Source organism: Maritalea porphyrae (assembly GCF_027213965.1).
Classification (GTDB): domain Bacteria; phylum Pseudomonadota; class Alphaproteobacteria; order Rhizobiales; family Devosiaceae; genus Maritalea; species Maritalea porphyrae_A.
The window spans coordinates 638,652-663,644 of record NZ_JAPWGX010000002.1 but is presented as its reverse complement, the minus strand read 5'-3'; the positions used below and the strand labels follow the sequence as shown (position 1 = coordinate 663,644).

The following is a 24,993-nucleotide window of genomic DNA, read 5'->3' as shown; positions in this document are numbered from 1 at the left end:
AATTTGGAGCGGGCGATGAGATTCGAACTCACGACCCCAACCTTGGCAAGGTTGTGCTCTACCACTGAGCTACGCCCGCATCCGTACCAAGCCTATGTGCGTTGTTTCAACGTGGCTGGTGCGCGCTTATATGCCTAAACCAATCGCCAATTGCAAGCCATATTTTTCACCTTTTTTACATCAGCTGAAAAAATCTACACATTCCCAAGTAAAATCACCCAAAGAATCCGCCATGTAATTGCCATACCCCCTAGTCATAGGCTTGTTTTTGTTCCAAGAAGGACCCAAATTGCACGTGATGAATGAACCGCTTTAAGTTGAATTGGAAGACAATATGACCGCAGATCTTATCAATGGCGCCGCTCCAAACCAATCAGCGGATCTAATTAAAGATTCGAACACAGAAAACTTTGCCGCCGACGTGCTCGAAGCATCACAAAGCGTTCCTGTATTGGTCGATTTCTGGGCGCCATGGTGCGGCCCATGCAAACAATTGGGACCACTAATCGAAAAAGCCGTCACCAATGCTGGCGGCAAAGTAAAGTTGGTGAAAATCGATATTGATCAAAATCAGGCCATCGCTGGTCAAATGGGCATCCAGTCTATTCCCGCAGTAATTGCATTTGTGGGCGGCCGCCCATTGGATGGATTCATGGGGGCAATTCCAGAAAGTGAGATCAACGCCTTTATTGACAAGGTGGTGAAAGCAGCACCCCCTGCACCTGAAGATCCTGCGAGCCAAATCGCAGCGGCTCTAGAGCAAGCCCAAGCCGCAATGGACGCCGGAGATTTCGCAAGCGCCTCACAGATCTACAGCCAGATCTTGCAATTCGACCAAACAAATGATGAAGCAATAATTGGCATTGCAGCGATTCACGTGAAACTTGGCGATATGGAAAACGCTCAGCACACACTATTGTCGGTTAGCCAAGAAGGGCAAAACCTTGAGAGCTACCAAAAATTGAATACGGCATTGGGGCTTGCTCAAGAAGCGGAGGGACTGGAAGACACAACCGCCCTTGAAGAGAAATTGGCAACCGACCCAAACAACCATCAATTGCGCTATGATTTGGCCATCGCCTATAATGCGGCCGGTGAGAAACTCAAAGCAGCACAAAGCCTCGTCGCCATTATCAAAAATGACAGAGAATGGAATGAAGACGGTGCCCGAACCAAGCTTTTAGAACTGTTTGAAGCGTGGGGACCAATGGACCCAGCGTCTGTCAAAGGTCGGCGAATGCTCTCCGCTGTACTTTTCAGCTAGGCTGATTTGAGGTAACATAGCCAAATGGGTTCTTCAAAAGCCGATAAACTTGTCGCCGCCAAAACCGTACCTTTGCTGCCGCTGGACGGCGCTCTGCTGTTTCCGCGCGCGGTATTGCCTCTGCACATTTTTGAAGAACGCTACGTGGAACTGGTCGACGATGCCCTTTCAAGCAATCGCCTGATTGGCCTTATCCAGCCGCAAAATGCGGACGATGAAAGCGAAGTCCCGCAACTTCAATCCATCGGCACGCTGGGCCGGATCACCCATTTTGAAGAAGTTGGCGACGAACGTTATATGATCGGCCTAACAGGCCTTTGCCGTTTCAACCTTAAGGGCGATTCTGTTTTAAACAACAAACCCTATCGCACAGGCACCATCGACACCTCCCCCTTCAAGCAAGATTTGATTGCCGGATTTGGTGAAAATGATATCGACCGCAATCGCTTTGTCAATTTGTTGCGCTCTTATGCCGAGTTCGCTGATTTTGAATTGGATTGGGATGAGATCAATGAAGCGGGATTAGAAGACCTCATCAACACATGTTCAATGGCCAGCCCCTATGCAGCAAGAGAGCGCCAAGCGCTTCTTGAGGCAGACACATTGGCAACGCGGGCGGAAATGCTGATGGCTTTTGCAGAAATTGAGATGTCGCGCCAAGACGCAAACATCACCATGCAATGACCACGACAAAGCCCAATATTCACCCCCAATTCCTTGAAATACTGGTCTGCCCATTCACCAAAACGCGGCTTGAATGGTCCAAGGATAAGACCGAACTCATTTCCTATGCCGCTCGCCTGGCCTTTCCCATCCGCAACAATGTGCCCTTGTTGATTTTGGATGAGGCCCGCCAGCTGGAGGACTCCGAGCAACGCAATCCAAATCAAAAATAGGCTCAAAACCTAAATTGGGCGACCGCTAAGCAAACGTGGGCCATTGCTTTGCGCAGCTGCGGCATGGCCGATGAATGCGTTTTTAAGAATTGGCAAACGGTCAACGACCCCCAAACCCACATCCCGGATGACCCGCAACGGCGGCAGATTGTTTGAGAACAATTTGTTTAACCCATCGGTTGCCACAGCCATCAAACCAATATCCATACGCCGCCATTTCTCATAGCGCTCCAGCACCGCCTCATGGCCAATATCTTCACCGTGTCGCATGGCCAAGATCACAACTTCAGCCAAAGCCGCCACATCTTTGATGCCCAAATTCATGCCTTGCCCCGCAATCGGATGCACCACATGTGCCGCATCGCCAATCAAAGCAAGTCGATCACCAATAAAGCTCTTGGCAATTTGCAACCTTAGCGGAAAAGCTTGCAAAGGCGCTTCAACAGTTACCTTGCCAAAAGAAGAGCCCATCCGTTTTTCAATTTCCAGCGCCACCTTCGCTAGATCCATATCAAGATACTGCTGAACGTCCTGCGTGCGCTCCGTCCACACAAGGCTTGAGCGTTTGTTGGGCAGGGGCAAAGTTGCAAATGGTCCGGCGGGCAGAAAATGTTCATAGGCGATTTGGTCGTGGTCAAACTCATGCGCGAAAGTAGTCACAATGCCTGACTGCTTATAATCATGCCCAAACGTGTCGATTTTAGCCATCTCGCGCAGAGCCGAGCGCGCACCATCCGCGCCAACCATCAAAGCAGCGCTTAAACCCGTACCGTCTTCAAGCACCACATCGACACCGCTGGTCTTAAATTCAAAACGCGCAGCCTTATTAGGCGCAAAAACCTCAACACCTGATTCTTTGGCCGCCTCAATCAAGACTTTCAGAGTGACCCGATTGGGCACCATATGGGCAAATGGTTTGCCCGGTTTCACATCCCCTTCAAATTGCAAGAATAAGGGACGGTGAATATCGGCCTGATCACTATCGGTGATTTTCATGCCTTTGATCGGCTCGGCCTCATCAATCATTTGGTCCCAAACACCAAGCGCTTCAAAAACAGAGGTAACCCCCAGCGCCAGGGCTGATGACCGCTCGTCGCGCGGGACCTCTAGTGGGCGCACATCGTTGATGGCAACCCGCATGCCGGGTGCAAACTGCTTGAGGGCCAACGCCAACGTCAAACCAACAGGCCCCGCCCCTACGATCAACACATCAAATTGCAAATTCTTCGCCAACTTCTTACTCCGCAAATCACCGCTATCCATTTTAGACCCTTTGAGCAAGCGAGCAAGATATGCTTTGTCGCAGGATGACTAAATTTTGAGCACCGAGCAAATTATGCACATTGTTTAATCATTAGTGAAATTGCTTCGCTATAGACCAATTGAGTCGCCGGTCCTGATTCTTCCATCAAATTCAATCGCTTGGATGGTTACAAAACAAGTTGGCACGAGTCTTGTTGTTATTTGGGCAAGTCAAACGCCGCATGTAAAGGATTTTGCTCATGAAACTACTCGCTGCAATCATCAAACCCTCCCGTCTAGACGCCGTGCGAAATGCATTGAGCGCTAAAGACATTCACGGGATGACCGTGACCGAAGTACGGGGCTACGGCCGCCAAAAAGGCCATACGGAAATCTACCGCGGTGCTGAATATGCGGTGAACTTCATCCCCAAACTCAAGGTCGAGGTCGCTCTGACTGATGACCAATTGGCCGATGTCATCGACCTCATCACTGAAGCTGCTCGCTCCGGACGGATCGGCGACGGCAAAATCTTTGTATTCGACTTGCTCGATGCCATCCGCATTCGCACTGGCGAACGCGCCATTGAAGCACTTTGAACCGATTGAAGGACATTTTGGAGGTCCAAAAAATGATCAAGAATAAGAAAAAAACAATCCTCGCGCTCACCGCGTCGGCAATGGTGGCAGCACTTAGCGTTCCCGCTTTCGCCCAAGAAGCGGCTGCCCCTGAATATATTTCAATCTTCAACACGCTGCTCTTCTTGGTTGGCGGCTTCCTTGTCATGTGGATGGCCGCTGGTTTTGCCATGCTAGAAATGGGATTGGTGCGTCAAAAAAACGTATCCATGCAGGGCCTGAAAAACATCGCACTCTATTCTGTGGCTGGCATTATGTTTTGGGTCACCGGCTACAACCTGATGTACACAGGTGTTGATGGCGGCTTCTTGGGTAGCTTTGGCCCCTATGATTTCCCAGCACCCGGCGCTGATGATGGGAGCGCCGGTTATTCGGTTGCCTCAGATTGGTTTTTCCAAATGGTCTTTTGTGCCACAACTGCCTCGATTGTTTCAGGCACCTTGGCCGAGCGCATTAAATTCTGGCCGTTTTTGATTTTCACAGCTGTTCTGACTGGCATTCTCTACCCCATAACAGGTTCATGGCAGTGGGGCGCGGGCTGGTTGGCCGAAATAGGCTTTTCAGATTTCGCGGGTTCAACTTTGGTCCACTCTGTAGGTGGTTGGGCCGCTCTTGCTGGTGCGCTTCTTCTTGGTGCGCGTGCTGGTCGCTATGGCGAAAATGGCATGGTCACCCCTATGCCCGGTTCGTCCATTCCTTTGGCCACTTTGGGCATGTTCATTCTTTGGTTGGGTTGGTTCGGCTTCAACGGCGCATCACAATTGGCCATGGGCACAATTTCAGATGCAGGCGATGTGTCACGCATCTTTGTGAACACAAACCTTGCCGCAGCGGCAGGCGCGGTAGCCACGATTTTCTTGCTCCAGTTCAAGTATAAAAAAATCGATGTCACCATGGTGATCAACGGCGCATTGGCTGGCTTGGTGTCAATCACCGCTGAACCACTGGCCCCTAGCGTTCCTTTGGCCTTGTTCATCGGCGCAATGGGTGGTGTGATCGTCGTCTTCGCGGTTCCTCTCCTGGACAAACTCAAAATCGACGATGTGGTGGGCGCGATCCCAGTTCACTTGCTCGCAGGTATCTGGGGCACATTGGTTACCCCACTCTCAGGCTCAGGTAACTTTGGCACCCAGATTATTGGTATCGTTTCCATTGGCGCCTTCACCATGATCTTGTCTGGCGTGGTTTGGTTTATTCTTAAATCAACAATTGGCATTCGGGTCTCAGCAGAAGACGAAGCTCTCGGCCTTGATAAAGCAGAGGTTGGTGTTGAAGCTTATCCAGAGTTCTAAACAAATCTGAACCATAGCTGATGGCGCTTCCGTCATCGCAAAATCAGGGGCCCCGCGGTATTTCCGCCGGGCCCCTTTTTGATGCAAAAGTTAGCCACAAATTAACCATGCCCCCTTACGTTAAGAATTGAGTTATTGCGTAAAATGAGATCGACCATTGGCTGTTCACACATCATCCGCTTTGAAAAAACAAGAAAATGCACCAACTGCGATCGCGGTCAAAATACCACTGCGACTAATTGGTATACTATGTTTGACCAGCGTCGCCTTTGTCATTTTGGCCTTCATGTCTTGGTCAGTGAATGACCCAAGCTTAAGCTATGCCTCAAGCGATCCGGTTAAAAACTGGCTCGGTTATCCCGGCGCTGTAGTGGCGGATACCATGTTCCAATTCTTTGGCCTAAGCGGTTTATTGTTCATTACCCCACCCGCCATTTGGTCCCTTTCCCTTGTCCGAAAAAAGATCCCATTGCGCTTTGGTCTGCGTGTTGTCATGTGGCTATGCGCCCTGTTGCTCACCTGTGGCGTGTTAGCGTTCATTCCAACACCGGCCACATGGCCGCTCCCTACGGGGCTGGGTGGTATTATTGGATTGGGTTTTTCCGCTGTTGCAGGATTTGTTGTGGGCGAAGAAGTGCGCGCGTCGGCAGGCTGGTTGTTTTCCATCATCTTGTTCACCCCGGCCCTTGTCAGCTTTTGGATCGCGATAAAGTCAGGCGCCCGTTTTGGTCTTGAACCCCAAACCGACAAGCATGTGGACAAAGATGATAAATCTGATGAGCCAAAGTCGGCCCTACAATGGGTGTGCGCAAGACTGTCCGCCATGTTCACAATATTGCTTGGGGCTCTCACCCACCTTGTGTTCTCAACCCACGTAAGCCTGAAGAAAACATGGGCTGCGCGCAAAGCCCAAAAAGCTGACGCTGAAAAACAGCCTTGGCGCCAAGGCGAGCAAGAACCATCGCTTGCGCCACAAACCCAAAGCACCCCAGAACAACACCAGCGCCGGATTGAACCACGCTTTGAAAATAATGCGCCCGATCAAACTCACCATGCACAAGAAGTAGACGACTATGTAGACGTCGACCCTGACGATTACGCCCAACCCTACTCCGAACCCACACAAGCTTCGCATGCGCCAATAGCACCCACAAAGCCAAGCCCAAGGGTTACCGCTCCCGCGCCACGTCCTGCGCCTGGCCGCCGTGTGGTAGCAGAAGCGCAACAAAGCCTATTGGGCAATGACACATTTGAATTGCCTGAACTCAGCTATATGGCTGAGCCGCCAGTTTCTAAAACTGCCCGCGAACATTTGCCCGAAGTGTTGGAAGACAACGCGCGAATGCTCGAAGGTGTGCTTGAAGACTTTGGCGTACGTGGTGACATCATCAATGTACGCCCCGGCCCAGTGGTCACCCTTTATGAATTAGAACCCGCGCCGGGCATCAAATCATCACGGGTGATTGGTCTAGCCGACGATATCGCCCGCTCTATGAGCGCGATCTCGGCCCGTGTTGCCGTGATCCCTGGCCGCAATGCCATAGGCATTGAATTGCCAAACAAGACCCGTGAAACCGTTTACTTGCGCGAAATGCTTGGGTCCGCCGACTTTGAAAAAGTCAAAGGCAAATTGCCCCTTTGCTTGGGCAAAACCATTGGTGGTGAACCGGTGATTGCCGACTTAGCCCGCATGCCACACTTGTTGATTGCAGGGACAACCGGTTCTGGTAAATCGGTGGCGGTGAACACATTCATTCTCTCACTGCTTTATCGCTGGACACCAGAGCAGTGCCGCTTGATCATGATCGATCCAAAAATGCTCGAGCTATCGATCTATGATGGCATTCCCCACTTGTTGACGCCGGTTGTGACTGATCCAACCAAAGCCGTCACCGCCCTGAAGTGGGCCGTGCGCGAAATGGAAGATCGCTACAAAAAAATGTCCAAAATCGGTGTGCGCAATATCGATGGATTCAACCAAAAAGTTGCAGAGTTCAACAAAAAGGGCGAGGTCATTTCGCGCACCGTGCAAACCGGTTTTGACAAAGAAACCGGCGAAGCGATTTTTGAAAGCGAAGAGTTCGAACTAGAGCCCCTACCCTTCATCGTCGTGATTGTTGACGAAATGGCAGACCTTATGATGGTTGCGGGTAAAGACATCGAAGGCGCGATCCAACGGCTTGCACAAATGGCGCGGGCGGCGGGTATTCACTTGATTATGGCGACACAGCGTCCATCGGTTGATGTGATCACGGGCACCATCAAGGCCAACTTCCCAACCCGGATTTCTTTTCAAGTGACCTCAAAAATCGACAGCCGCACCATCCTTGGAGAACAAGGAGCGGAACAATTGTTGGGCATGGGTGACATGCTTTACATGGCAGGCGGCGGTCGCATCAAACGTTTGCACGGCCCATTCGTCGCCGACGGCGAAGTTGAAACCGTGGTCAATCATCTCAAAGCACAAGGTTCCCCCGAATACCTAGAAAGCGTGACCGAAGAGAGCGATGAAGGCGCAGAATTAGGCAATTCAAACCTTGGCAACTCCGGCGACGAACTTTACGACAAAGCTGTCAATATTGTTTTGAGCGATAGAAAAGCTTCCACCAGCTACATCCAACGTCGCCTGTCCATCGGCTACAACCGCGCGGCAACTTTGATTGAACGTATGGAACAAGAGGGCGTTATTTCGCCCGCCAACCATGCAGGAAAACGCGAAGTACTGGTGGGCGGTGAAGAAGACGCTCCGTTCTGATTCACGTGAAACTTTGACCCTAGCAACTCACGCTATTGCCATATTGTAGCTTTATGAGTTTGTTGAACACCTCGATACGAACCAGCGGATTATTTATGCGCCCCTTTGCCAAACCCTTATTCGCCATTCTGATCACTCTCAGTTTTGTGACATCCAGCAACGCCCTGGATCGCACCCTAACGCCAGAAGAAACTCAGATCATAAATGACATCAGTGCGCACCATTCCGCCATTGATCAAATGGCCGGACGATTCTTACAATTAGACAGCGCCGGCAATCGCTCTGAAGGCATTTTCTATTTGAAGCGCCCAGACAAAATCCGCTTCAAATATGCCCCTCCTTCATACGAAGAAGTCATTTCCGTAGGCAAAGGCTTTTATGTGATCAACCGCAAAGACCGATCAAAATTCGCCTACCCCCAATCACGTGTACCTTTGCGCCAGTTCCTGTCCGATACGATTGATCTGTTTTCTGCCAACATCACAGACGTGATCAAAACCGAGGAAATGATCGCGGTTAGCGTCGCAGACGACACGCCAGCGGGGCCCGTTTCAGTCACCATGATTTTCAACCTTGAAACCAAAGACATTGACCAATGGACCCTGACCGAGCCTAACGGCAACGAGGTGACATTTTCTATGTATGACACCACAACTGAAATCGATATTCCAAAAGCCTATTTCTACCTACCAGACTACAAGTAGGTTTGAGCGAAAAACGGGTGGACCCAATTTGCTAAGCTGCCAATATAGAGCGGTTGGCGATTCGCCACTTTTTGCTTAGGGAGCACATATGTCGATTTCGGTAGCCACATGGAACATCAATTCAGTGCGTTTGCGCTTGCCCATGGTTCAAGATTTTCTTGCGGACCACAAACCCGATGTTTTGTGCTTGCAAGAAATTAAATGTCAAAACGACCAGTTCCCTAAAAAAGCGTTTGAAGAATCCGGCTACACCTATCAGGCCGTCAATGGCCAAAAAAGCTATCATGGGGTGGCCATTGTTTCACGCATCCCAATGGAAGATCACAACGCGCGCGAATTCTGCGCCATGGGCGATGCTCGCCACATAAGTGGTGTTGTTGAAGCGCCATTTGGCAAAACCCGTATTCACAATTTCTACATTCCAGCGGGCGGCGATGAGGCCGATGTTACAATCAATCCAAAGTTTAAACACAAGATGGATTTTTTGGCTGAATTGCAAGACTGGTTTGACCACGAAGACTTTGATGATGGCCATGTGATTGTTGGCGACTTCAACATCGCCCCACACGAGAATGATGTTTGGTCCCACAAGAAACTGCTCAAAGTTGTCAGCCACACCCCAATTGAAACCGAATTGCTGGACGCCATTCAAGCACGGCGAAATTGGGTGGACGTGGTGCGCAAACATATTCCGCACGACGAGCGGCTATTTAGCTGGTGGAGCTACCGCTCAAAAGATTGGAGCCAATCTGACAAAGGTCGTCGGCTCGACCATATTTGGTCAACGCCCGATGTGGCTCAGCACTCAACACAAACCGTGGTATTGCGCGACGCCCGTGGCTGGTCAGAAAAGCCTTCGGATCACGTGCCGATCATCTCCCACTTCGGGTAAGATTATTGGTGCACGTCCGCTGCGCCCAACGCATGGACATATCGATTTATTGACAATTTGATCCTTGCCGCAACTTTCGCGGCAAGATCTGGGTAGTTTTCAATCAAACGCTTGAAGTGCGTGCGCGGCACAAAAATCAATTCGCTATCTCTTGTGGCGGTGACGGTGGCCGGGCGCGGCTTATTCACGATCAAAGCTAACTCGCCAAAGGTCATCCCCTTTTGATCAAGGGCTGGCCCAGACGATTTGGAGCCGGCATGGCTGGACACCAAAGCGCCCGACACCAAAATATATGCCCCATCCGCAATCGCCCCTTCACTGAACAATATCTCGTCAGCGGCGAGCTTGCGCGTATCACTTACGAACCCGATCAGCTTGAGCTGCTCGTCACTCAAGGTTTGAAAAGGGTCCGCAAGTTTTAAGATGGCTGTGATTTCTTCAAGAGACATGTCTTATCCAGAACTCTATGGCACCAGGCGGTAACCGCCCTCTTCTGTCACCAACAATCTTGCATTACTTGGATCGCGCTCAATTTTTTGGCGCAAGCGATAAATGTGGGTTTCAAGCGTATGGGTGGTCACACGATTATTGTACCCCCAAACTTCTTGCAGCAACACATCTCGGGATACCGTTTTTGCGCCCTGTCGATAAAGGAACTTTAGAATTGACGTTTCCTTATCGGTCAAACGCACCTTGTTGCCATCTTCGGTTTCAAGGGTCTTGGTCGCGGGTTGGAAATTATACTGCCCGATGGTGAACACCACGTCTTCACTTTGATCATGCTGGCGCAATAAGGCGCGGACGCGAGCCAGCAAAACGGAAAAGCGGAACGGCTTGGTGACATAATCATTTGCCCCACTTTCCAATCCCAAAATCTCATCCGAGTCACTATCGTGCCCGGTCAACATCAAGATCGGACTTTTGAACCCATCTTGGCGCATAATCTTTACCGCTTCGCGCCCATCCATATCCGGCAGGCCAACGTCAAGCAGCACCAAATCAAATGGCGAGGCTTTTACAGAACGCAGCGCCGTTGCCGCATCTGCGCCCTGCGTGATTTCAAATTCACGATAGTGAGACAGCTGATCCACCAATGACTGGCGCAATTCATCTTCATCATCCACAATCAAAAGCCGACGCTTATTCATTTTATTGCCTTTTGTTGGCCAACACCAAAATTCAAATCGAAACGCTAATGTAGACATTAGCTGTTAACATCCCAATCACAAGCCCGTGTGAATTTCGTGTTGGTTAATGGGCGGAATAGTCGCGGTGTCCAAAAATCGCAGATCCAACCCGAACATATGTTGCGCCCATCTCGACCGCTGTGTCAAAATCTGCACTCATCCCCATAGAGAGTTCATGCAAATCTGCGCCCTTGGCCAATTCCGCCAGCTGCGCAAAGTAGGGTGCGGCGGGTGCTCCTGCAGGCGGAATACACATTAGACCACGCACATCCAAGCCATAAGTGTTTTGACATGTTTTCACAAATTCAACGGTTTCACTTGGCGCGATCCCAGCCTTTTGCGGTTCCTCACCAATATTCACCTGCACAAAGACTGGCAGCTTTCGTCCACTCGCTGTAAATTCTTTGGCCAAAGCCTTTGCCAGCTTTTCTCGATCCACGGAATGGATCACATCAAACAAGGCAACCGCATCTTTTACCTTATTGGTTTGCAGCGGCCCGATAAGGTGTAAAACGATCCCATCATATTTCTCTTTTAAAGTAGGCCACTTGCCTTGTGCTTCTTGCACGCGATTTTCGCCGAAGTGTTTTTGGCCCGCGCTCAAGATCGGATCGATCTGATCTGCGTCAAAAGTTTTGGACACCGCAATCAATTTCGGCGCCGGCGCATCTTCGCTCAATGGTCCAAAACGCAGCGCCGCTTCTTTGATCCGCTGGTTTACTTCGTCTAGTTGTGCGATACCCATATTTAACCTCAAATCACTTGTACCCTCTATTTGAATCATTTTTCGCCCATGAGCAAACGATTCAAAGCCAATCCATATTGACCCCACCCCCCAAATCTGGTGAAGGTCGGTGCAAAGCTTAAGTATTGGGCACAAGACCCAATCGAACATGACGACCTAAAGGACATATAAGACGTGACCGGCAACAACTCAGAACGGTATAATCCGCGCGAAAGTGAACCCCATTGGCAAAACGTTTGGAACGAGCGCAAAAGCTTCGTGTCCAGCAATGAGGACGATCGCGAAAAATACTATGTCCTTGAGATGTTCCCCTACCCTTCTGGTCGGTGCCATGTGGGTCATGCCCGCAACTACACAATGGGCGATGTGATCGCGCGCTACAAACGGGCTAAGGGCTACAATGTTTTGCACCCCATGGGTTGGGATGCGTTTGGCATGCCGGCCGAAAATGCGGCGATGAAAAACAATGCCCACCCCAAAACCTGGACCTACCAAAATATCGCGAGCATGAAGACCCAGCTGAAGTCTATGGGCTTTAGTTTGGATTGGACACGTGAGTTCGCAACTTGTGATCCTGAGTATTATGCGCAGCAGCAAAAACTCTTCATCGACTTCTTGAGCGAAGAACTGATCTACCGCAAAAGCTCTAAGGTAAATTGGGACCCTGTAGATCACACCGTGTTGGCCAACGAACAAGTGATCGATGGACGCGGTTGGCGTTCAGGCGCTTTGGTCGAGCAAAAAGAGCTGACCCAATGGTTCTTCAAAATCACTGACTATGCCGAAGACTTGCTAAACGAAATCGACAATCTAAATGATTGGCCGGAAAAAGTTCGCTTGATGCAAAAGAACTGGATTGGCAAATCTGAGGGTTTGACCATTCGTTGGGCGCTTGATGAGACAACAGCCCCTGAAGGATATGACGATCTCGAAGTTTATACCACCCGACCTGACACCATTTTTGGTGCCAGCTTTATGGCGGTGGCAGCAGATCATCCTTTGGCGCAAGAAGCGGCTAAATCAAACCCCGAGTTGCAAAGCTTCATTGAAGAATGTCGCCGTTTGGGCACGTCCGTTGCTGCCCTTGAAACGGCTGAGAAGCGCGGCTTCAATACCGGGATTCACGTGAAACACCCCTTTGATGAAAATTGGACACTACCGATCTATGTGGCCAACTTCGTTTTGATGGACTATGGCACCGGTGCCATTTTTGGTTGCCCATCCGGGGATCAACGAGATTTGGATTTTGCCCGTAAATATGATTTGCCTGTCAAAGCGGTGGTGATGCCGGAAGGTGAAGACGCTGCAACATTTGCGGTTGAAAATGAAGCCTATACAGGCGAAGGGCAAATGATCAATTCGTCCTTCCTTGATGGCATGACCCCAAAAGACGCTTTTGAAGAAGTGGCCAATCGGTTGGCCAAGGTGGATATCAACGGCCAGGTACAAGGCGAGCGTAAGGTGAATTACCGCCTGCGCGATTGGGGCATATCGCGCCAACGCTATTGGGGCTGCCCCATTCCCATTGTCCACTGCGACAATTGCGGCATTGTGCCTGTACGCGAGGAAGATCTCCCGGTCAAACTGCCCGACGATGTGAGCTTTGAAAAACCTGGCAACCCGTTGGATCATCACCCCACATGGAAAGACACCCATTGCCCAACCTGCGACGCCCCTGCCCGGCGCGAGACAGACACAATGGACACATTTGTGGACAGCTCATGGTATTTCGCCCGCTTTACAGCACCACATGCTTCCACACCAACTCAGCCAAAAGCGGCTGACGAATGGTTACCCGTTGATCAATATATCGGCGGCGTTGAGCACGCGATTTTGCACTTGCTCTATTCGCGCTTCTTTGCCCGGGCGATGAAAAAAGCCGGCCACTTAAATGTCACCGAGCCTTTCAAGGGTCTGTTCACTCAAGGCATGGTTACACACGAAACCTACAAAACATCGCAAGGTGATTGGGTTTCCCCGGAAGAGATTAGTTTTGAGGGCACAACAGAAGATCGCATTGCCATTCACAAAGCTTCCGGCGAACAGCTAAAAATTGGCTCAATCGAAAAGATGTCCAAATCTAAACTCAATGTGATCGACATGACCGCCATGGCTGAAAGCTTTGGCGCGGATGCGACCCGTTGGTTTGTTTTGTCCGATTCCCCTCCAGAGCGTGACGTGCAATGGACCGAGAGCGGTATTGAAGGCGTATGGCGCTTTGTGCAAAAAGTATGGCGTTTGGTGGATGAGGCCCAAGCCATCATTGCAAACGATGCCGATGGGGCAACCGACAATTTTGACACTGAAGCCCTGCTCAAATCTGCCCATCGCGCGGTTGATCAAGTCTCTGATGCTTATGAAAGCCTTCGCTTTAACCGCGCTATCGCCCAATTGTATGAACTCACCAATGTGTTGGGTAAGGCCGTCGCTACGGTAAAACACAACCCAACAGTTAAAGAGCGCGCCGCCATTCGTACAGCCACCACATTTTTGGTAAAATTGTGCAACCCAGTGGTACCACACGTGACCGAAACATGCTGGGCACATCTAGGCAATTCAACCATTTTGGCCGACGAAAGCTGGCCCGAGGCGGATGAACAGTACCTAAAAGACGATACGATTATTTTGCCCGTTCAGGTCAACGGCAAACGACGTGGTGAAATTGAAATCATCAAAGACCTGCCCAAAGATCAAATCGAAAATGCCGCCTTGTCACTGGATGCTGTTTCGCGCATCTTGGACGGACAGCCCCCTAAAAAGGTCATCGTTGTCCCAGGTAGGATTGTTAATGTCGTTGTTTGATCGCAGAGCTTCCGCGCTGATTTTGGTGTTGGCCAGCACAATGCTGCTGGCCGCCTGCACGTTGCGTCCCGTTTATGAGGAATATGAAGGGGGCGAATATGCCCTTTCATACCAAAATCCAACCTCCCCGATTGAACAAACGATCATTCAAGATCTAGCATTCAAACTTGGCCGTTCATTTACGCCCGACTATGCGCTCAAACTATCAACCACAACATCTACCCGTTCCGTTTTTGGTGTCGAGTCAGAATTCACCCGGGCTGAAAATGAGGCAACTGTGCGCACATCATTCGTGCTCACCAATATCAACACCGACAAAATTATTGCTAAAGGCGAGCGTTTTTCGTCTGCGATCTATCAATCAAGCGCCCAAGAATTCGCCAATAAAACAGCGCAAACAGATGCCTACCATCGGGCTGCAAAAGACCTCGCCCGCCAATTGGAGCTTTTGATTGTATTAGCGATTAACGAGCAAAAACCTTGACCGCATTAAAAGCGCGAGACGTTGATGGCTTTTTGGCACGGCCCGATCTCACCTCAGGTCTGGTGCTGATTTATGGTCCGGACGCTGGCCGTGTGCGTGAAACAACTGATCGTTTACAAGCCCATTTTCACGCCAAAGATGCCGACCCCATGTCACTGGTTAGTCTGCATTTTGGAGATTTTGAGAATCCAGGTGAACGAATTGCTGTGGAAGCAAATACCCGTTCCATGTTCGGAGATCTACGCGTTATCCGCGTCCGCGGCGCCACAAATGCCTTCGCCAAAGAAATCGAACAGACCGTGAAGGATGGATTTGACGCAGTTTTGTTGGTCGAAGCGGGTAATTTAACCCCAAAAGACGCCTTAAGAAAACTGGCAGAAGCACAAAAATCTGCGCGTGCCGTTCCTTGCTTTGCCGATGACACCAGAAGTCTTACACAATTGGCGCGGCAAATGTTCGACAACGCACAAATTCAGATCGAAAGTGATGCCTTACGCGCACTAATTGATGTGCTGGGCAACGACCGTCAAATTACACGCCTCGAAGTTGAAAAACTGATGATATTTGCTCAGGAGAGCAAGCAGATTTCATATAATGACGTCATCGCCCTTTGTGGCGATAACGCAAGCGAAACAATGGATGAGGTGCTGGACAGTGCGGGCACTGGACATGTTCAAAAACTAGACACAGCTTTAAGCCGCGCCTTTAGTTCAGGGACACATGCTTCTGCGATCCTAACTCGCGCCCTAATGCATTTTTCAAACTTGCGCGAGATGCGCGCGTCCTATGATTCAGGTAAAACATTACAAGAGGTGATGAGTTCGGGGCGCTTCCGCGTTCACTTTTCAAGAAAGTCGTCCATCGAAAGCCAAGTACGTTCATGGTCGGCAAAAAATTTGGCCATAGCATGTGCGCGTCTACAAACTACAGTGCTAGACACACGCATGAACGCTAACCTGGACACCGAACACACACGCCAAGCCTTATTGGCAATTGCCACAATCGCCGCTAGAAATTGATTGCAATCAATTTGCAATTTCCAAAGTACATAGATTTGGTAACACCGCAAAAACCTCATCGGCACAACCCTGCAGCAACGCAGTAAAACGGGCTCTGTGATCGTTCTGAGCACGAAAAGCCGGGCTATGGGTCGTCAGCGAGTCTGTAGCGCACGTACATATGCTGGAGCACAGGCGCCATATACTGGTAACACCTTGAAATATCATTAGAAAAATTGATCTTCTCTCTGAATCTGTCCCAAATCGGAATCCGCCATGATTAACTAAATTCAGATTAATCAGATGCATTTTAGGTAACTCCCGTCCGATTCAGTGCCGACACCCAACGTGAGCCACCATTTGGTGAAAAAAAAGGGACGCCAAAAGCGTCCCCAAATTCTGATGTCGTTTTTTGACAAATTAGCGCGATTGCAGGCGCTGACAAACATCATCCAACTGTTCAAGCGTGCGATATTTAATCTCGATCTTACCGCCACGCTCTTTATGATCAATCGCCACTTTCAGTCCCAACAAGTCGCTGAGCGTTTTTTCAAGTGCCAATGTGTCTGCATCTTTTATAGATTTTGAACTCTGCGCGGCCTTTTCACCATTCTCATTGGCCTGTGCTTGCTTTTGCGCCAAGTTTTCAGCTTCACGAACACTCAACCCACCATCGATTATGCGTTTTGCCAGTTCTTCCGGGTTAGAAGCTGTTATCAACGCACGGGCATGCCCCGCAGATAAAGCACCATCAGAAACATATTGCTGCACGCTCGGTGGCAATTTCATCAAACGCAGGGTATTGGCCACATGGCTTCGGCTCTTGCCAATCACCTGGGCCAAATCAGCCTGCGTATAACCAAACTGCTGCATCAACTGATCGTAACCCTTTGATTCTTCTAGTGAGTTTAGGTCCGCCCGTTGCACGTTCTCGATAATGGCCAACTCGAGCGCTTCTCGATCGTCGACTTCGCGAATGATCACAGGAACTTCATGTAAGCCTGCGCGCTGTGATGCGCGCCAACGGCGCTCACCTGCTACCAACTCATATAGATCAGGGTCAAGCGGACTTGGTCGAACCAAAATCGGCTGCATTACGCCTTTTTCACGAATTGAATTGGTTAGATCTTCAAGATCCTCTGGCGCGAAATGGCGACGGGGGTTGTTTGGGCTCGCAACAATAAACTCGACGGGCAATCGGCGTATGCCATCACCAGAAGTAATTCGCGTCGCTTCAACCGGAGGCACATCACCAATAAGAGCTGCCAACCCACGACCAAGTCTACTGTTTGTGTTTTTATCGTTCATTTTTTTGGTCCTATGCCGCCGTCAATCGACGTTCACGCTTAATCACTTCAGTCGCCAAGTGCAAATAGGCCTGACTTCCCGCACACTTTAGGTCGTATAAAAGAGCCGGCTTTCCATAAGAAGGAGCTTCTGAGAGCCGCACATTCCGTGGGATCACCGTATCATAAACCAAATCCCCAAGGTGCGAACGCACATCGCTAAGAACTTGATTTGAAAGATTATTTCGCTTATCAAACATGGTCATCACCACCCCTTGAATATAGAGGTTGGGGTTCAAACTGGTCTTGATCTGTTCGATCGTACTCAACAATTGGCTCAAGCCCTCAAGTGCAAAAAACTCACACTGCATCGGCACCAAAACCGCATCGGCCGCCGCCAGAGAATTAATCGTAAGTAAGTTAAGAGAAGGCGGACAATCAATCAGAATGTAGGTAATTGGCTTACCATCGAAAATGATGTCACCTGCGCCACTCAAAGCATTGCGCAATCGAAAGGCGCGATCACCACTGTCCGAAATCGCCATTTCAAGACCCAAAAGATCCATAGTCGAAGGCACAACCACCACATTGGGCACATTGGTGGAGACAATGGCGTCTTTTAACTCCACCTCCCCAGTCATCAGATCAAAAGCAGAATATTGGCGCGCCTGACGATCAATACCAAAGCCCGTGCTGGCATTTCCTTGCGGATCTATGTCAACGATCAACACACGTTCGCCAATTGCCGCGAGAGCCGTCGCCAAATTGATGGCTGTCGTTGTTTTACCAACACCACCCTTCTGGTTTGCCAATGTAAGAATACGCGGATGCACCACTATCTCCTCCAACAACAATTCTTAACGCTGTTTGAGACCCGAAATTGCCAAAATGACGGAATCGGGAGCGACAACGCTGCTAAATGTCTCAAGATCATAACGCCATTTCTCTTGAGCTGCTGCAATTTCTTCATCATATCCACGGCCTTTTTGCAAAAGTGCGTGAGTATGTGGGCCAAAATGTGGAAAACAGTAGGAAAATGTGCCCCCCAGATCAGCAAACCCCCGTGCTGTCATCGTGCCCACTTCGATCGCAGGATCAAGCACCAGCGCCTCAACTCGCTGGTTGTGTACCACGCAGTTTAGCACCAATTGGCGCGAAATTTGCCGCAAGAACGAGCATTTGCGCCCATTCGCTTCAATCATGTGCACCTGAAGTGGCGTATTCTTGAAGACGATGGCCAATGGAATTGCTGGCAATCCGCCGCCACTGCCATAATCCAACAAGATGCCGCGTTTTGGATCAACATGCTTTGCGAGCTGCAAGCTGTCTAATATATGTCGCGGCCAAATTTCTGGCAATGTTTCACGTGAAACAAGGTTTTTGATATCCTGCCACCGAACGAGCTCCTGTGCGTATTTCTGAAGATCTGTGAGCACAGGTTTGTAGTCAAGCTCGAGTTCAGCACATAGCTCTAGAAGCAATGCCAGGTCTGATGTTGTTGGAGAAATCATCGATCAACCAACTTGCTTTGGCACTGTTTCACGTGAATCCATTCTTTTAGACGCGGCGAGTATCAACATGATGGCCGCCGGTGTCATGCCCTCTATACGTTGGGCCTGCGCAATGCTCGTTGGATTATGTAAATCCAATTTTTGGCACATCTCATTGGAAAGGCCATCAATCGATTTATAGTCTAAACCTTTGGGAATGGATCGATTCTCGTCTCGGCGAACCGCTTCCACATCGGCTTGTTGGCGATCCAAATAGACGGCATATTGAGCGTCAACAGCAACTTGCTCCAAAATGGCTAAGGGGAATTCTTCAAGTTCGGGCCAAATCTTACGAAGTGTTGTTATGTCCACGTCGGGGTGAGACAACAAGTTAAACCCCGTGCGACGCACACCATCCGCATTCACTTTTATCCCGTGTTTTATCGCTTCCGTCGGCGTCAGTGACAATCGGTCAAGCATCGCACGCGCCCCGTTCAGCGCGTTCATTCGCCCAACGAAATGTGTTTTACGTTCAGCACCGACCAAGCCTTGGTCGATGCCGATTTGGGTCAGCCGCTGATCCGCGTTGTCAGATCGCAAATGCAATCTAAATTCCGCGCGACTGGTGAACATACGATAGGGTTCTGTCACCCCACGCGTCACCAAATCGTCGACCATCACAGCGATATAACTCTGAGTGCGAGAAAGTTTGATTGGTTCTTCACCTAATACGCGCTTTGCAGCATTCGCTCCCGCCAACAACCCCTGCGCGCCGGCCTCCTCATAGCCCGTGGTGCCATTAATTTGCCCAGCAAGTGATAGACCAGGTAAACGCTTGAGTTGCAATGTGTGATCCAATTCTCGTGGATCAATATAGTCATATTCAATCGCGTAACCAGGTTGATTAATGATGGCATGCGAACACCCTGGCAGAGAGCGTACAACGAGCAGCTGAACATCTTCAGGAAGGCTCGTCGAAATCCCGTTTGGATATATGTTATCATCATCCAAACCTTCTGGTTCCAAGAAGATTTGATGTGAGTCCCGATCCGCAAACCTGACGACCTTGTCTTCGATCGAAGGACAATAGCGCGGCCCTAAGCTCTCGATACGGCCGGAATACATGGCAGACTTTTGTAAGTTATCTTGGATGATCTTGTGTGTGCCCGCATGAGTGCGCGTAATGTAGCAGGGCACTTGTTGTACGGTAATTTTCTTGGTTAGTGCAGAAAGTGGTTCAAGATCCTCGTCCCCGTGCTGCACGTCTAACTGATCCCAATCGATGGAGTTTTTGTCCAAACGTGGCGGTGTACCTGTTTTTAGTCGACCCAGGCGCAAACCCAACGCTTCCAGACGTTTAGAAAGACCCAATACGGGCTTTTCGCCAACACGCCCCGCAGGAATCTGCTGTTCACCCAAGTGAATTAGGCCACGCAAGAACGTTCCAGTCGTCAACACCACTTCTTCAGCACCAATACTGGTGCCATCACCCAAAACCACGCCCTGAATGACGTCTCGATCAACAATAAGATCGTCAACTTCACCCTCGATCACGCTGAGGTTTTCCTGCGCAACAATTGCGGCCTGCATGGCTTCTCTATAGAGTTTTCGATCTGCCTGCATGCGCGGCCCGCGCACAGCAGGACCCTTACGTCGATTGAGCATGCGATATTGAATACAAGCCTGATCTGCCACTCGGCCCATCAAACCGTCCAGCGCATCAATTTCACGGACCAAATGCCCTTTACCCAAACCGCCGATCGCTGGGTTGCACGACATTTCACCAATTTTGTTGAATTTGTGGGTGACGAGAGCAGTCTTCACGCCAAGGCGTGCTGAAGCAGCTGCAGCTTCACAACCAGCATGTCCACCACCCACGATGATGACATCAAATCTATCCGTCATGCTTTTTCCAACACTTTGTTTCACGTGAATCATTTGCCAATACAAAAACCAGCGAAGAGCTCGTCAAGTACATCTTCTGTGCCCACCTCGCCGATCAGACGACCTAAGACGTAGGAGGCAACTCTGAGTTCTTCTGCAAGCAGCTCTGGTGCATACACCAATTTTGATGCTCGATCCAGCGCATCCCGCGCTTCAGTCAATGCGGCCTGATCACGTTTGTGAGAAATAAGCAATGTTTCACGTGAATCATTCATCTTGGTTACCTGATCCACAAGTAGTTTTTTGAACGCTTTTAGTCCATCATCTGTTTTTACACTGATATTAACATCAGCGGAAAACTTGGCATCTGTTTCACGTGAATCCAATTTTGTGCCAACGATCATGTCAAACGAAAACCCATCAGGCAATTGGCCATCGTCCGTCAAGCCGATCACGATATCGGCCAACGAGGCCGAATTGCGTGTTCGTTCAATGCCAATGCTCTCCACATGATCAACGGTCTCTCGGATACCGGCCGTATCAAATAATCGAAACAAAACGCCGCCGAGATCTATTTCAACTTCGATGACATCACGTGTGGTGCCGGGGACTTCAGTCACAATAGCCACCTCTGATCGCGAAAGAGCATTCAGCAGTGAAGACTTGCCAACGTTAGGATGGCCTACAAGCGCCACACGCACACCTTCGCGGATCATGCGTCCCTGATTAAACTCACCAAGTTCGCAGGAGATTTCTTCGTGTAGCTTTTTTAGGTCGCTGCTATAAGTGATAGGCAGCTCAAAAGGTACATCATCCTCGTCAGAAAAATCTAATCTCGCCTCGATCTCTGCACGCAGTTTTACCAATTGCAGGCGCCAAGTGGACAGTTTCTCGCTGAGGCCGCCTTGCATTCGTGCCGCCGCAAGTGCTCTTTGGCTTTCGGTCTGAGCGTCAATAAGATCAGCAATACCCTCGACGCGGGTTAGATCTAACTTGCCATTCTCAAACGCTCTACGGGTAAATTCCCCAGCTTCAGCAAGCCGTACACTGGGCATTTGGATCATTTGATCCAACACGAATTGCACCACAGCGCGGCTGCCATGTACTTGCAGCTCAACAAGGTCTTCTCCAGTAAAACTAGCCGGATTTGGAAAGAACAAAACTAATCCCTCATCAATCACACTATGATCGATGGGGGACTTTAGTTTTGCGAATTTTGCGAAACGTGCGGCAGGTTGTTTGATTCCAAACAGAGCACAAATGTCCCCTGCACCGGGCCCCGACGCCCGGATAACAGCAACACCCGATGGCAATTGACCCGATGACAGCGCGACAATTGTGTCTGATTGCTGTCCAAGTGTCATTTTATTGCCCTAGGTGTTCATTGAATCAAAGAAATCGGTGTTTGATTTTGTTTGGCGTAATTTGTCGAGCAAGAATTCAACAGCATCAACGGTGCCCATTGGATTCAAAATACGACGCAGCACATACATTTTCTTGAGCATTTCGGGTTCGACCAAAAGCTCTTCTTTACGTGTGCCAGATTTTGTAATGTCGATTGCTGGGAATATCCGCTTGTCCGCTACTTTGCGATCCAAAATAATCTCTGAGTTCCCAGTTCCCTTAAACTCTTCAAAGATCACTTCATCCATCCGACTGCCGGTATCGATCAGCGCCGTTGATATGATCGTAAGAGAACCACCATCTTCAATATTACGTGCAGCACCAAAGAAACGCTTAGGGCGCTGGAGCGCATTTGCATCCACACCACCGGTCAATACTTTGCCAGAGGAAGGGACAACGGTGTTGTAGGCACGTCCCAACCGGGTAATCGAATCAAGCAAAATCACAACATCGCGCTTATGCTCGACCAAACGTTTTGCTTTTTCAATAACCATTTCCGCCACTTGAACGTGACGACTGGCCGGTTCATCAAACGTGGATGAAATCACCTCGCCGCGCACCGAGCGCTGCATATCAGTAACCTCTTCAGGGCGTTCGTCGATCAAAAGTACGATCAAGTAACATTCTGGGTGATTGGTAGCGATTGATTGTGCAATATTTTGCAACAATACGGTCTTACCTGTTCGAGGTGGTGCAACAATCAATGCACGCTGGCCCTTGCCCAAAGGTGCGACCAAATCAATAATGCGCGCACTCTTATCTTTACTCGTGGGATCCTGAACTTCCATTTTGAAACGTTCTTCAGGATAAAGCGGCGTCAAATTGTCAAAGTTGATTTTGTGCCGTGCGCGTTCAGGTTCTTCAAAATTGACCGTATTCACTTTAAGCAAAGCAAAATATCGCTCGCCATCTTTAGGGGACCGGATTTGACCCTCAACAGTATCCCCTGTGCGCAAAGAAAACTTGCGGATCTGTGATGGGCTCACATAAATATCATCAGGACCCGGCAAATAGTTCGCATCAGGACTGCGCAAGAAGCCAAATCCATCCGGTAGAATCTCAACAACGCCCTCACCCGTGATGTCTACGTCATTTTCAGCAAGTTCTTTAAGTATGGCAAACATCAATTCTTGTTTGCGCAATGTGCTTGCGTTTTCTACTTCTACTTGTTCGGCAAACGCCAACAATTCGGCTGGCTTTTTAGCCTTAAGCTCACTGAGCTTCATATTCTGCATAAAGGACGTATCCTGGTGCTGGCAGATCATAATAATGGGGTGGGGAGACGTAAACGAGGTCGATTTGTCGAAAGGACCGATGTGTTTCGTTGGAGTTGGCGGTGTATATCGCAAATAGTGAACTTTGACAAGGAAAAATCGTCAAAATCCACGAATTCAAAAGCTAAAACGGCTTAACAATCACCATTATAACAATCAATATCATCAATATCGTTGGCACTTCATTGATCAAACGAAAATAGCGGCTTGGTTTTTTGTTTTCACCCGCAGCAAAAGCCTTTTGATGACCAGCCAAGTGAACATGAACGCCCGTGAGACCAATAACACCAAGCCCTTTAATCCAGGCCCAAATGTCACCAATACTTGCCATTTGAAAGCCAAAAACCAACCACAATCCAAAGATCCAAGAGGCAATCATCGCAGGCGTCATGATCGCTTTAAGCAAGCGCCGCTCCATAATGATAAACGTATCAGACTGAACAGAACCATGCACCGCATCGCAATGATAAACAAATAGTCGGGGCAAATACAAAAGCCCCGCCATCCAAGCGATCACAGAAATAACATGCAGCGCTTTAACCCATTCCATTCGCTCAGTGACCCTTAACGTGGTTTACGAGTGCCTCTACATTTTCAATTGGTGTTTGCGGCACAATACCGTGTCCCAAATTAAAAATGTGCGGCCGACCTTTAAATGCTGTAACAATTTCATCAGCGCGATCAAGCATTTGCTTGCCACCAGAAACCAAACGCAAGGGATCAAGATTGCCCTGAACGGTAGCCAATGGCGAAATATTGTCCCGCGCATAAGCCAACGGCATAGCATAGTCCAACCCAACAGCATTAACCCCAGTTGCTTTAATATACCCTGGGATCATAGTTGCTGCGCCACGCGGAAACCCAATAATTGGCGCATCAGGGCGCACAGCACGTACTTTGTTCACCAGCTTCACCGTTGGTTTGACCACGAAGTTCTCAAAGTTCACTTCGTCCAGGTTCAGCGCCCAACTTTCAAAAATCTGTACAACATCTGCACCGGCGTCAAGTTGGGCCAATAAATATTGCGCGCTGGCCTCAACCAATATGTCCATCAATTGCGCAAAAAGGTCGGGATGAGCCAACGCAAAAAGTCTTGCTTTAGCTTGATCAGGAGATCCACGCCCGCCAAGCATATAGGTTGCTACGGTCCAAGGTGCACCACAAAAACCAATCAAGGTCTTATCATCATCAATAGTTGCACGAACCCCACGAACAGTTTCTAAAACAGGTGCTAAATGCTCAAGAACCCTGGAAACATCAAGTTTAGCCAAATCATTAGCATTCTCGATTTCCGTTAAAATTGGTCCCTCACCTACTTCGAACCTTACATCCTGCCCCAAAGCATCGGGGATCACCAAAATATCAGAAAAAAGGATTGCAGCATCAAGATCAAAGCGACGTAATGGCTGTAATGTTACTTCAATAGCCTTTTGCGGCGTGTAGCATAGGTCCAAAAATCCTTTAGTGGATGCACGCACTTCCCGGTACTCAGGTAAATACCGTCCGGCTTGGCGCATAATCCACATAGGTGGCACGTCATCTACAAATCCTCTGACACAATCCAGTAACTTCCGACCCGTCTTTTCTACCACCAATTAATCCGATCCCTATCTAAATAAGATTCTATTCTTAGATTCTTCTTCTTCTTTATGCCTGTGTTTTGCAGGAATTCTTTTCGTTCCACAAGTCTTGTCCACATGTGGCAAATCCGCGCCAATTGTGGGTTTGATTTTAGAACCAAGCCGCCAAATGGTGA

23 protein-coding genes and 1 tRNA gene are annotated in these 24,993 nt (G+C 49.4%); 11 read left to right on the top strand and 13 right to left on the bottom strand.

Going from position 1 to position 24,993, the window contains the following annotated elements; genetic code table 11:
* Positions 1-4: 4 nt before the first annotated feature.
* Positions 5-79 (bottom strand) — tRNA-Gly (locus tag O4H47_RS07945).
* A gap of 255 nt (positions 80-334) precedes the next feature.
* On the opposite strand from O4H47_RS07945, the gene trxA reads away from it, so the two are divergent.
* The 3 genes from trxA to O4H47_RS07930 are packed head-to-tail and all read left to right on the top strand — an operon-like array spanning position 335 to position 2,160.
* A complete protein-coding gene (gene trxA, locus O4H47_RS07940; RefSeq protein WP_269393416.1) occupies positions 335-1,264 on the top strand; it encodes a thioredoxin in 930 nt (309 codons plus the stop codon).
* 24 nt (positions 1,265-1,288) lie between these two features.
* Positions 1,289-1,948 carry an LON peptidase substrate-binding domain-containing protein gene (locus tag O4H47_RS07935; RefSeq protein WP_269393415.1) on the top strand — a complete coding sequence of 220 codons (660 nt, stop codon included), beginning with the start codon at positions 1,289-1,291 and terminating at the stop codon, positions 1,946-1,948.
* Positions 1,945-2,160 carry a Trm112 family protein gene (locus tag O4H47_RS07930; protein ID WP_269393414.1) on the top strand — a complete coding sequence of 72 codons (216 nt, stop codon included), beginning with the start codon at positions 1,945-1,947 and terminating at the stop codon, positions 2,158-2,160. The genes O4H47_RS07935 and O4H47_RS07930 overlap by 4 nt, the downstream gene beginning before the upstream one ends.
* A gap of 9 nt (positions 2,161-2,169) precedes the next feature.
* On the opposite strand, the gene O4H47_RS07925 is transcribed toward O4H47_RS07930, so the two are convergent.
* Entirely contained in the window at positions 2,170-3,423 is a 1,254-nt protein-coding gene (locus tag O4H47_RS07925; protein ID WP_269393413.1) for an FAD-dependent monooxygenase, read from the bottom strand.
* Positions 3,424-3,662: 239 nt separating this feature from the next.
* Between O4H47_RS07925 and O4H47_RS07920 the strand changes: the two genes are divergently transcribed.
* From O4H47_RS07920 to xth, 5 genes are all read left to right on the top strand, one after another.
* Entirely contained in the window at positions 3,663-4,001 is a 339-nt protein-coding gene (locus O4H47_RS07920; protein ID WP_269393412.1) for a P-II family nitrogen regulator, read from the top strand.
* 80 nt (positions 4,002-4,081) lie between these two features.
* Positions 4,082-5,332, top strand: a complete 1,251-nt coding sequence (locus tag O4H47_RS07915) for an ammonium transporter (RefSeq protein WP_419719606.1) — start codon at positions 4,082-4,084, stop codon at positions 5,330-5,332.
* Between the two features lie 157 nt (positions 5,333-5,489).
* Positions 5,490-8,087, top strand: coding sequence for a DNA translocase FtsK 4TM domain-containing protein (locus O4H47_RS07910; RefSeq protein ID WP_419719604.1), 2,598 nt, complete (start codon positions 5,490-5,492; stop codon positions 8,085-8,087).
* A gap of 95 nt (positions 8,088-8,182) precedes the next feature.
* Entirely contained in the window at positions 8,183-8,791 is a 609-nt protein-coding gene (locus O4H47_RS07905; RefSeq protein ID WP_269393410.1) for a LolA family protein, read from the top strand.
* Between the two features lie 88 nt (positions 8,792-8,879).
* The gene (gene xth / locus O4H47_RS07900) at positions 8,880-9,683 is read left to right on the top strand and encodes an exodeoxyribonuclease III (RefSeq protein ID WP_269393409.1); all 804 of its coding nucleotides are present in this window, start codon (positions 8,880-8,882) and stop codon (positions 9,681-9,683) included.
* A gap of 2 nt (positions 9,684-9,685) precedes the next feature.
* On the opposite strand, the gene O4H47_RS07895 is transcribed toward xth, so the two are convergent.
* The 3 genes from O4H47_RS07895 to O4H47_RS07885 all read right to left on the bottom strand — a co-directional run bounded on the left by O4H47_RS07895 (position 9,686) and on the right by O4H47_RS07885 (position 11,615).
* Entirely contained in the window at positions 9,686-10,132 is a 447-nt protein-coding gene (locus O4H47_RS07895) for a cyclic nucleotide-binding domain-containing protein (RefSeq protein ID WP_269393408.1), read from the bottom strand.
* Positions 10,133-10,147: 15 nt separating this feature from the next.
* Positions 10,148-10,831: a response regulator transcription factor gene (locus O4H47_RS07890; protein WP_269393407.1), complete on the bottom strand. Its 684-nt coding sequence runs from the start codon at positions 10,829-10,831 to the stop codon at positions 10,148-10,150.
* Positions 10,832-10,934: 103 nt separating this feature from the next.
* Positions 10,935-11,615: a YggS family pyridoxal phosphate-dependent enzyme gene (locus tag O4H47_RS07885; RefSeq protein ID WP_269393406.1), complete on the bottom strand. Its 681-nt coding sequence runs from the start codon at positions 11,613-11,615 to the stop codon at positions 10,935-10,937.
* Between the two features lie 174 nt (positions 11,616-11,789).
* Here O4H47_RS07885 and leuS point away from each other — a divergent pair, with 174 nt between their 5' ends.
* From leuS to holA, 3 genes are read left to right on the top strand one after another with little or no spacing between them, the layout of a single operon-like run.
* A complete protein-coding gene (gene leuS / locus O4H47_RS07880; RefSeq protein WP_269393405.1) occupies positions 11,790-14,417 on the top strand; it encodes a leucine--tRNA ligase in 2,628 nt (875 codons plus the stop codon).
* Complete coding sequence (lptE, locus tag O4H47_RS07875; protein WP_269393404.1) at positions 14,404-14,901, top strand: LPS assembly lipoprotein LptE; 498 nt, start codon at positions 14,404-14,406, stop codon at positions 14,899-14,901. Before leuS ends, lptE begins: the two co-directional genes overlap by 14 nt.
* Positions 14,898-15,920 (top strand): DNA polymerase III subunit delta, encoded by a 1,023-nt coding sequence (holA, locus tag O4H47_RS07870; protein WP_269393403.1) that lies wholly within the window; start codon positions 14,898-14,900, stop codon positions 15,918-15,920. The genes lptE and holA overlap by 4 nt, the downstream gene beginning before the upstream one ends.
* 399 nt (positions 15,921-16,319) lie before the next feature.
* Here holA and O4H47_RS07865 read toward each other — a convergent pair whose 3' ends face one another.
* From O4H47_RS07865 to hemE, 8 genes are all read right to left on the bottom strand, one after another.
* A complete protein-coding gene (locus O4H47_RS07865; protein WP_269393402.1) occupies positions 16,320-17,207 on the bottom strand; it encodes a ParB/RepB/Spo0J family partition protein in 888 nt (295 codons plus the stop codon).
* A gap of 10 nt (positions 17,208-17,217) precedes the next feature.
* Positions 17,218-18,018: a ParA family protein gene (locus O4H47_RS07860; RefSeq protein WP_269393401.1), complete on the bottom strand. Its 801-nt coding sequence runs from the start codon at positions 18,016-18,018 to the stop codon at positions 17,218-17,220.
* A gap of 24 nt (positions 18,019-18,042) precedes the next feature.
* Entirely contained in the window at positions 18,043-18,696 is a 654-nt protein-coding gene (rsmG, locus tag O4H47_RS07855; protein WP_269393400.1) for a 16S rRNA (guanine(527)-N(7))-methyltransferase RsmG, read from the bottom strand.
* A gap of 3 nt (positions 18,697-18,699) precedes the next feature.
* Positions 18,700-20,580, bottom strand: a complete 1,881-nt coding sequence (gene mnmG, locus O4H47_RS07850) for a tRNA uridine-5-carboxymethylaminomethyl(34) synthesis enzyme MnmG (RefSeq protein WP_269393399.1) — start codon at positions 20,578-20,580, stop codon at positions 18,700-18,702.
* A 29-nt stretch (positions 20,581-20,609) separates the two neighbouring features.
* On the bottom strand, positions 20,610-21,923 hold the full coding sequence (gene mnmE / locus O4H47_RS07845) for a tRNA uridine-5-carboxymethylaminomethyl(34) synthesis GTPase MnmE (protein ID WP_269393398.1): 1,314 nt from the start codon (positions 21,921-21,923) through the stop codon (positions 20,610-20,612).
* 9 nt (positions 21,924-21,932) lie between these two features.
* A complete protein-coding gene (rho, locus tag O4H47_RS07840; protein ID WP_269393397.1) occupies positions 21,933-23,198 on the bottom strand; it encodes a transcription termination factor Rho in 1,266 nt (421 codons plus the stop codon).
* 163 nt (positions 23,199-23,361) lie between these two features.
* A complete protein-coding gene (gene hemJ / locus O4H47_RS07835; protein ID WP_269393396.1) occupies positions 23,362-23,787 on the bottom strand; it encodes a protoporphyrinogen oxidase HemJ in 426 nt (141 codons plus the stop codon).
* Between the two features lie 4 nt (positions 23,788-23,791).
* Positions 23,792-24,829, bottom strand: coding sequence for a uroporphyrinogen decarboxylase (hemE, locus tag O4H47_RS07830; RefSeq protein ID WP_269393622.1), 1,038 nt, complete (start codon positions 24,827-24,829; stop codon positions 23,792-23,794).
* Between the last annotated feature and the right edge of the window lie 164 nt (positions 24,830-24,993).

Excerpts from the sequence above, each read along its gene's own strand:
- O4H47_RS07920 (WP_269393412.1), top strand. The coding sequence starts at position 3,663 with ATGAAACTACTCGCTGCAATCATCAAACCCTCCCGTCTAGACGCCGTG.
- rho (WP_269393397.1), bottom strand. The coding sequence starts at position 23,198 with ATGCAGAATATGAAGCTCAGTGAGCTTAAGGCTAAAAAGCCAGCCGAA.
- rsmG (WP_269393400.1), bottom strand. The coding sequence starts at position 18,696 with ATGATTTCTCCAACAACATCAGACCTGGCATTGCTTCTAGAGCTATGT.
- O4H47_RS07935 (WP_269393415.1), top strand. The coding sequence starts at position 1,289 with ATGGGTTCTTCAAAAGCCGATAAACTTGTCGCCGCCAAAACCGTACCT.
- O4H47_RS07865 (WP_269393402.1), bottom strand. The coding sequence starts at position 17,207 with ATGAACGATAAAAACACAAACAGTAGACTTGGTCGTGGGTTGGCAGCT.
- O4H47_RS07890 (WP_269393407.1), bottom strand. The coding sequence starts at position 10,831 with ATGAATAAGCGTCGGCTTTTGATTGTGGATGATGAAGATGAATTGCGC.
- lptE (WP_269393404.1), top strand. The coding sequence starts at position 14,404 with ATGTCGTTGTTTGATCGCAGAGCTTCCGCGCTGATTTTGGTGTTGGCC.
- O4H47_RS07885 (WP_269393406.1), bottom strand. The coding sequence starts at position 11,615 with ATGGGTATCGCACAACTAGACGAAGTAAACCAGCGGATCAAAGAAGCG.
- O4H47_RS07930 (WP_269393414.1), top strand. The coding sequence starts at position 1,945 with ATGACCACGACAAAGCCCAATATTCACCCCCAATTCCTTGAAATACTG.
- trxA (WP_269393416.1), top strand. The coding sequence starts at position 335 with ATGACCGCAGATCTTATCAATGGCGCCGCTCCAAACCAATCAGCGGAT.
- mnmE (WP_269393398.1), bottom strand. The coding sequence starts at position 21,923 with ATGACACTTGGACAGCAATCAGACACAATTGTCGCGCTGTCATCGGGT.
- xth (WP_269393409.1), top strand. The coding sequence starts at position 8,880 with ATGTCGATTTCGGTAGCCACATGGAACATCAATTCAGTGCGTTTGCGC.
- O4H47_RS07905 (WP_269393410.1), top strand. The coding sequence starts at position 8,183 with ATGCGCCCCTTTGCCAAACCCTTATTCGCCATTCTGATCACTCTCAGT.
- mnmG (WP_269393399.1), bottom strand. The coding sequence starts at position 20,580 with ATGACGGATAGATTTGATGTCATCATCGTGGGTGGTGGACATGCTGGT.
- O4H47_RS07925 (WP_269393413.1), bottom strand. The coding sequence starts at position 3,423 with ATGGATAGCGGTGATTTGCGGAGTAAGAAGTTGGCGAAGAATTTGCAA.
- O4H47_RS07895 (WP_269393408.1), bottom strand. The coding sequence starts at position 10,132 with ATGTCTCTTGAAGAAATCACAGCCATCTTAAAACTTGCGGACCCTTTT.
- hemJ (WP_269393396.1), bottom strand. The coding sequence starts at position 23,787 with ATGGAATGGGTTAAAGCGCTGCATGTTATTTCTGTGATCGCTTGGATG.
- O4H47_RS07915 (WP_419719606.1), top strand. The coding sequence starts at position 4,082 with ATGGTGGCAGCACTTAGCGTTCCCGCTTTCGCCCAAGAAGCGGCTGCC.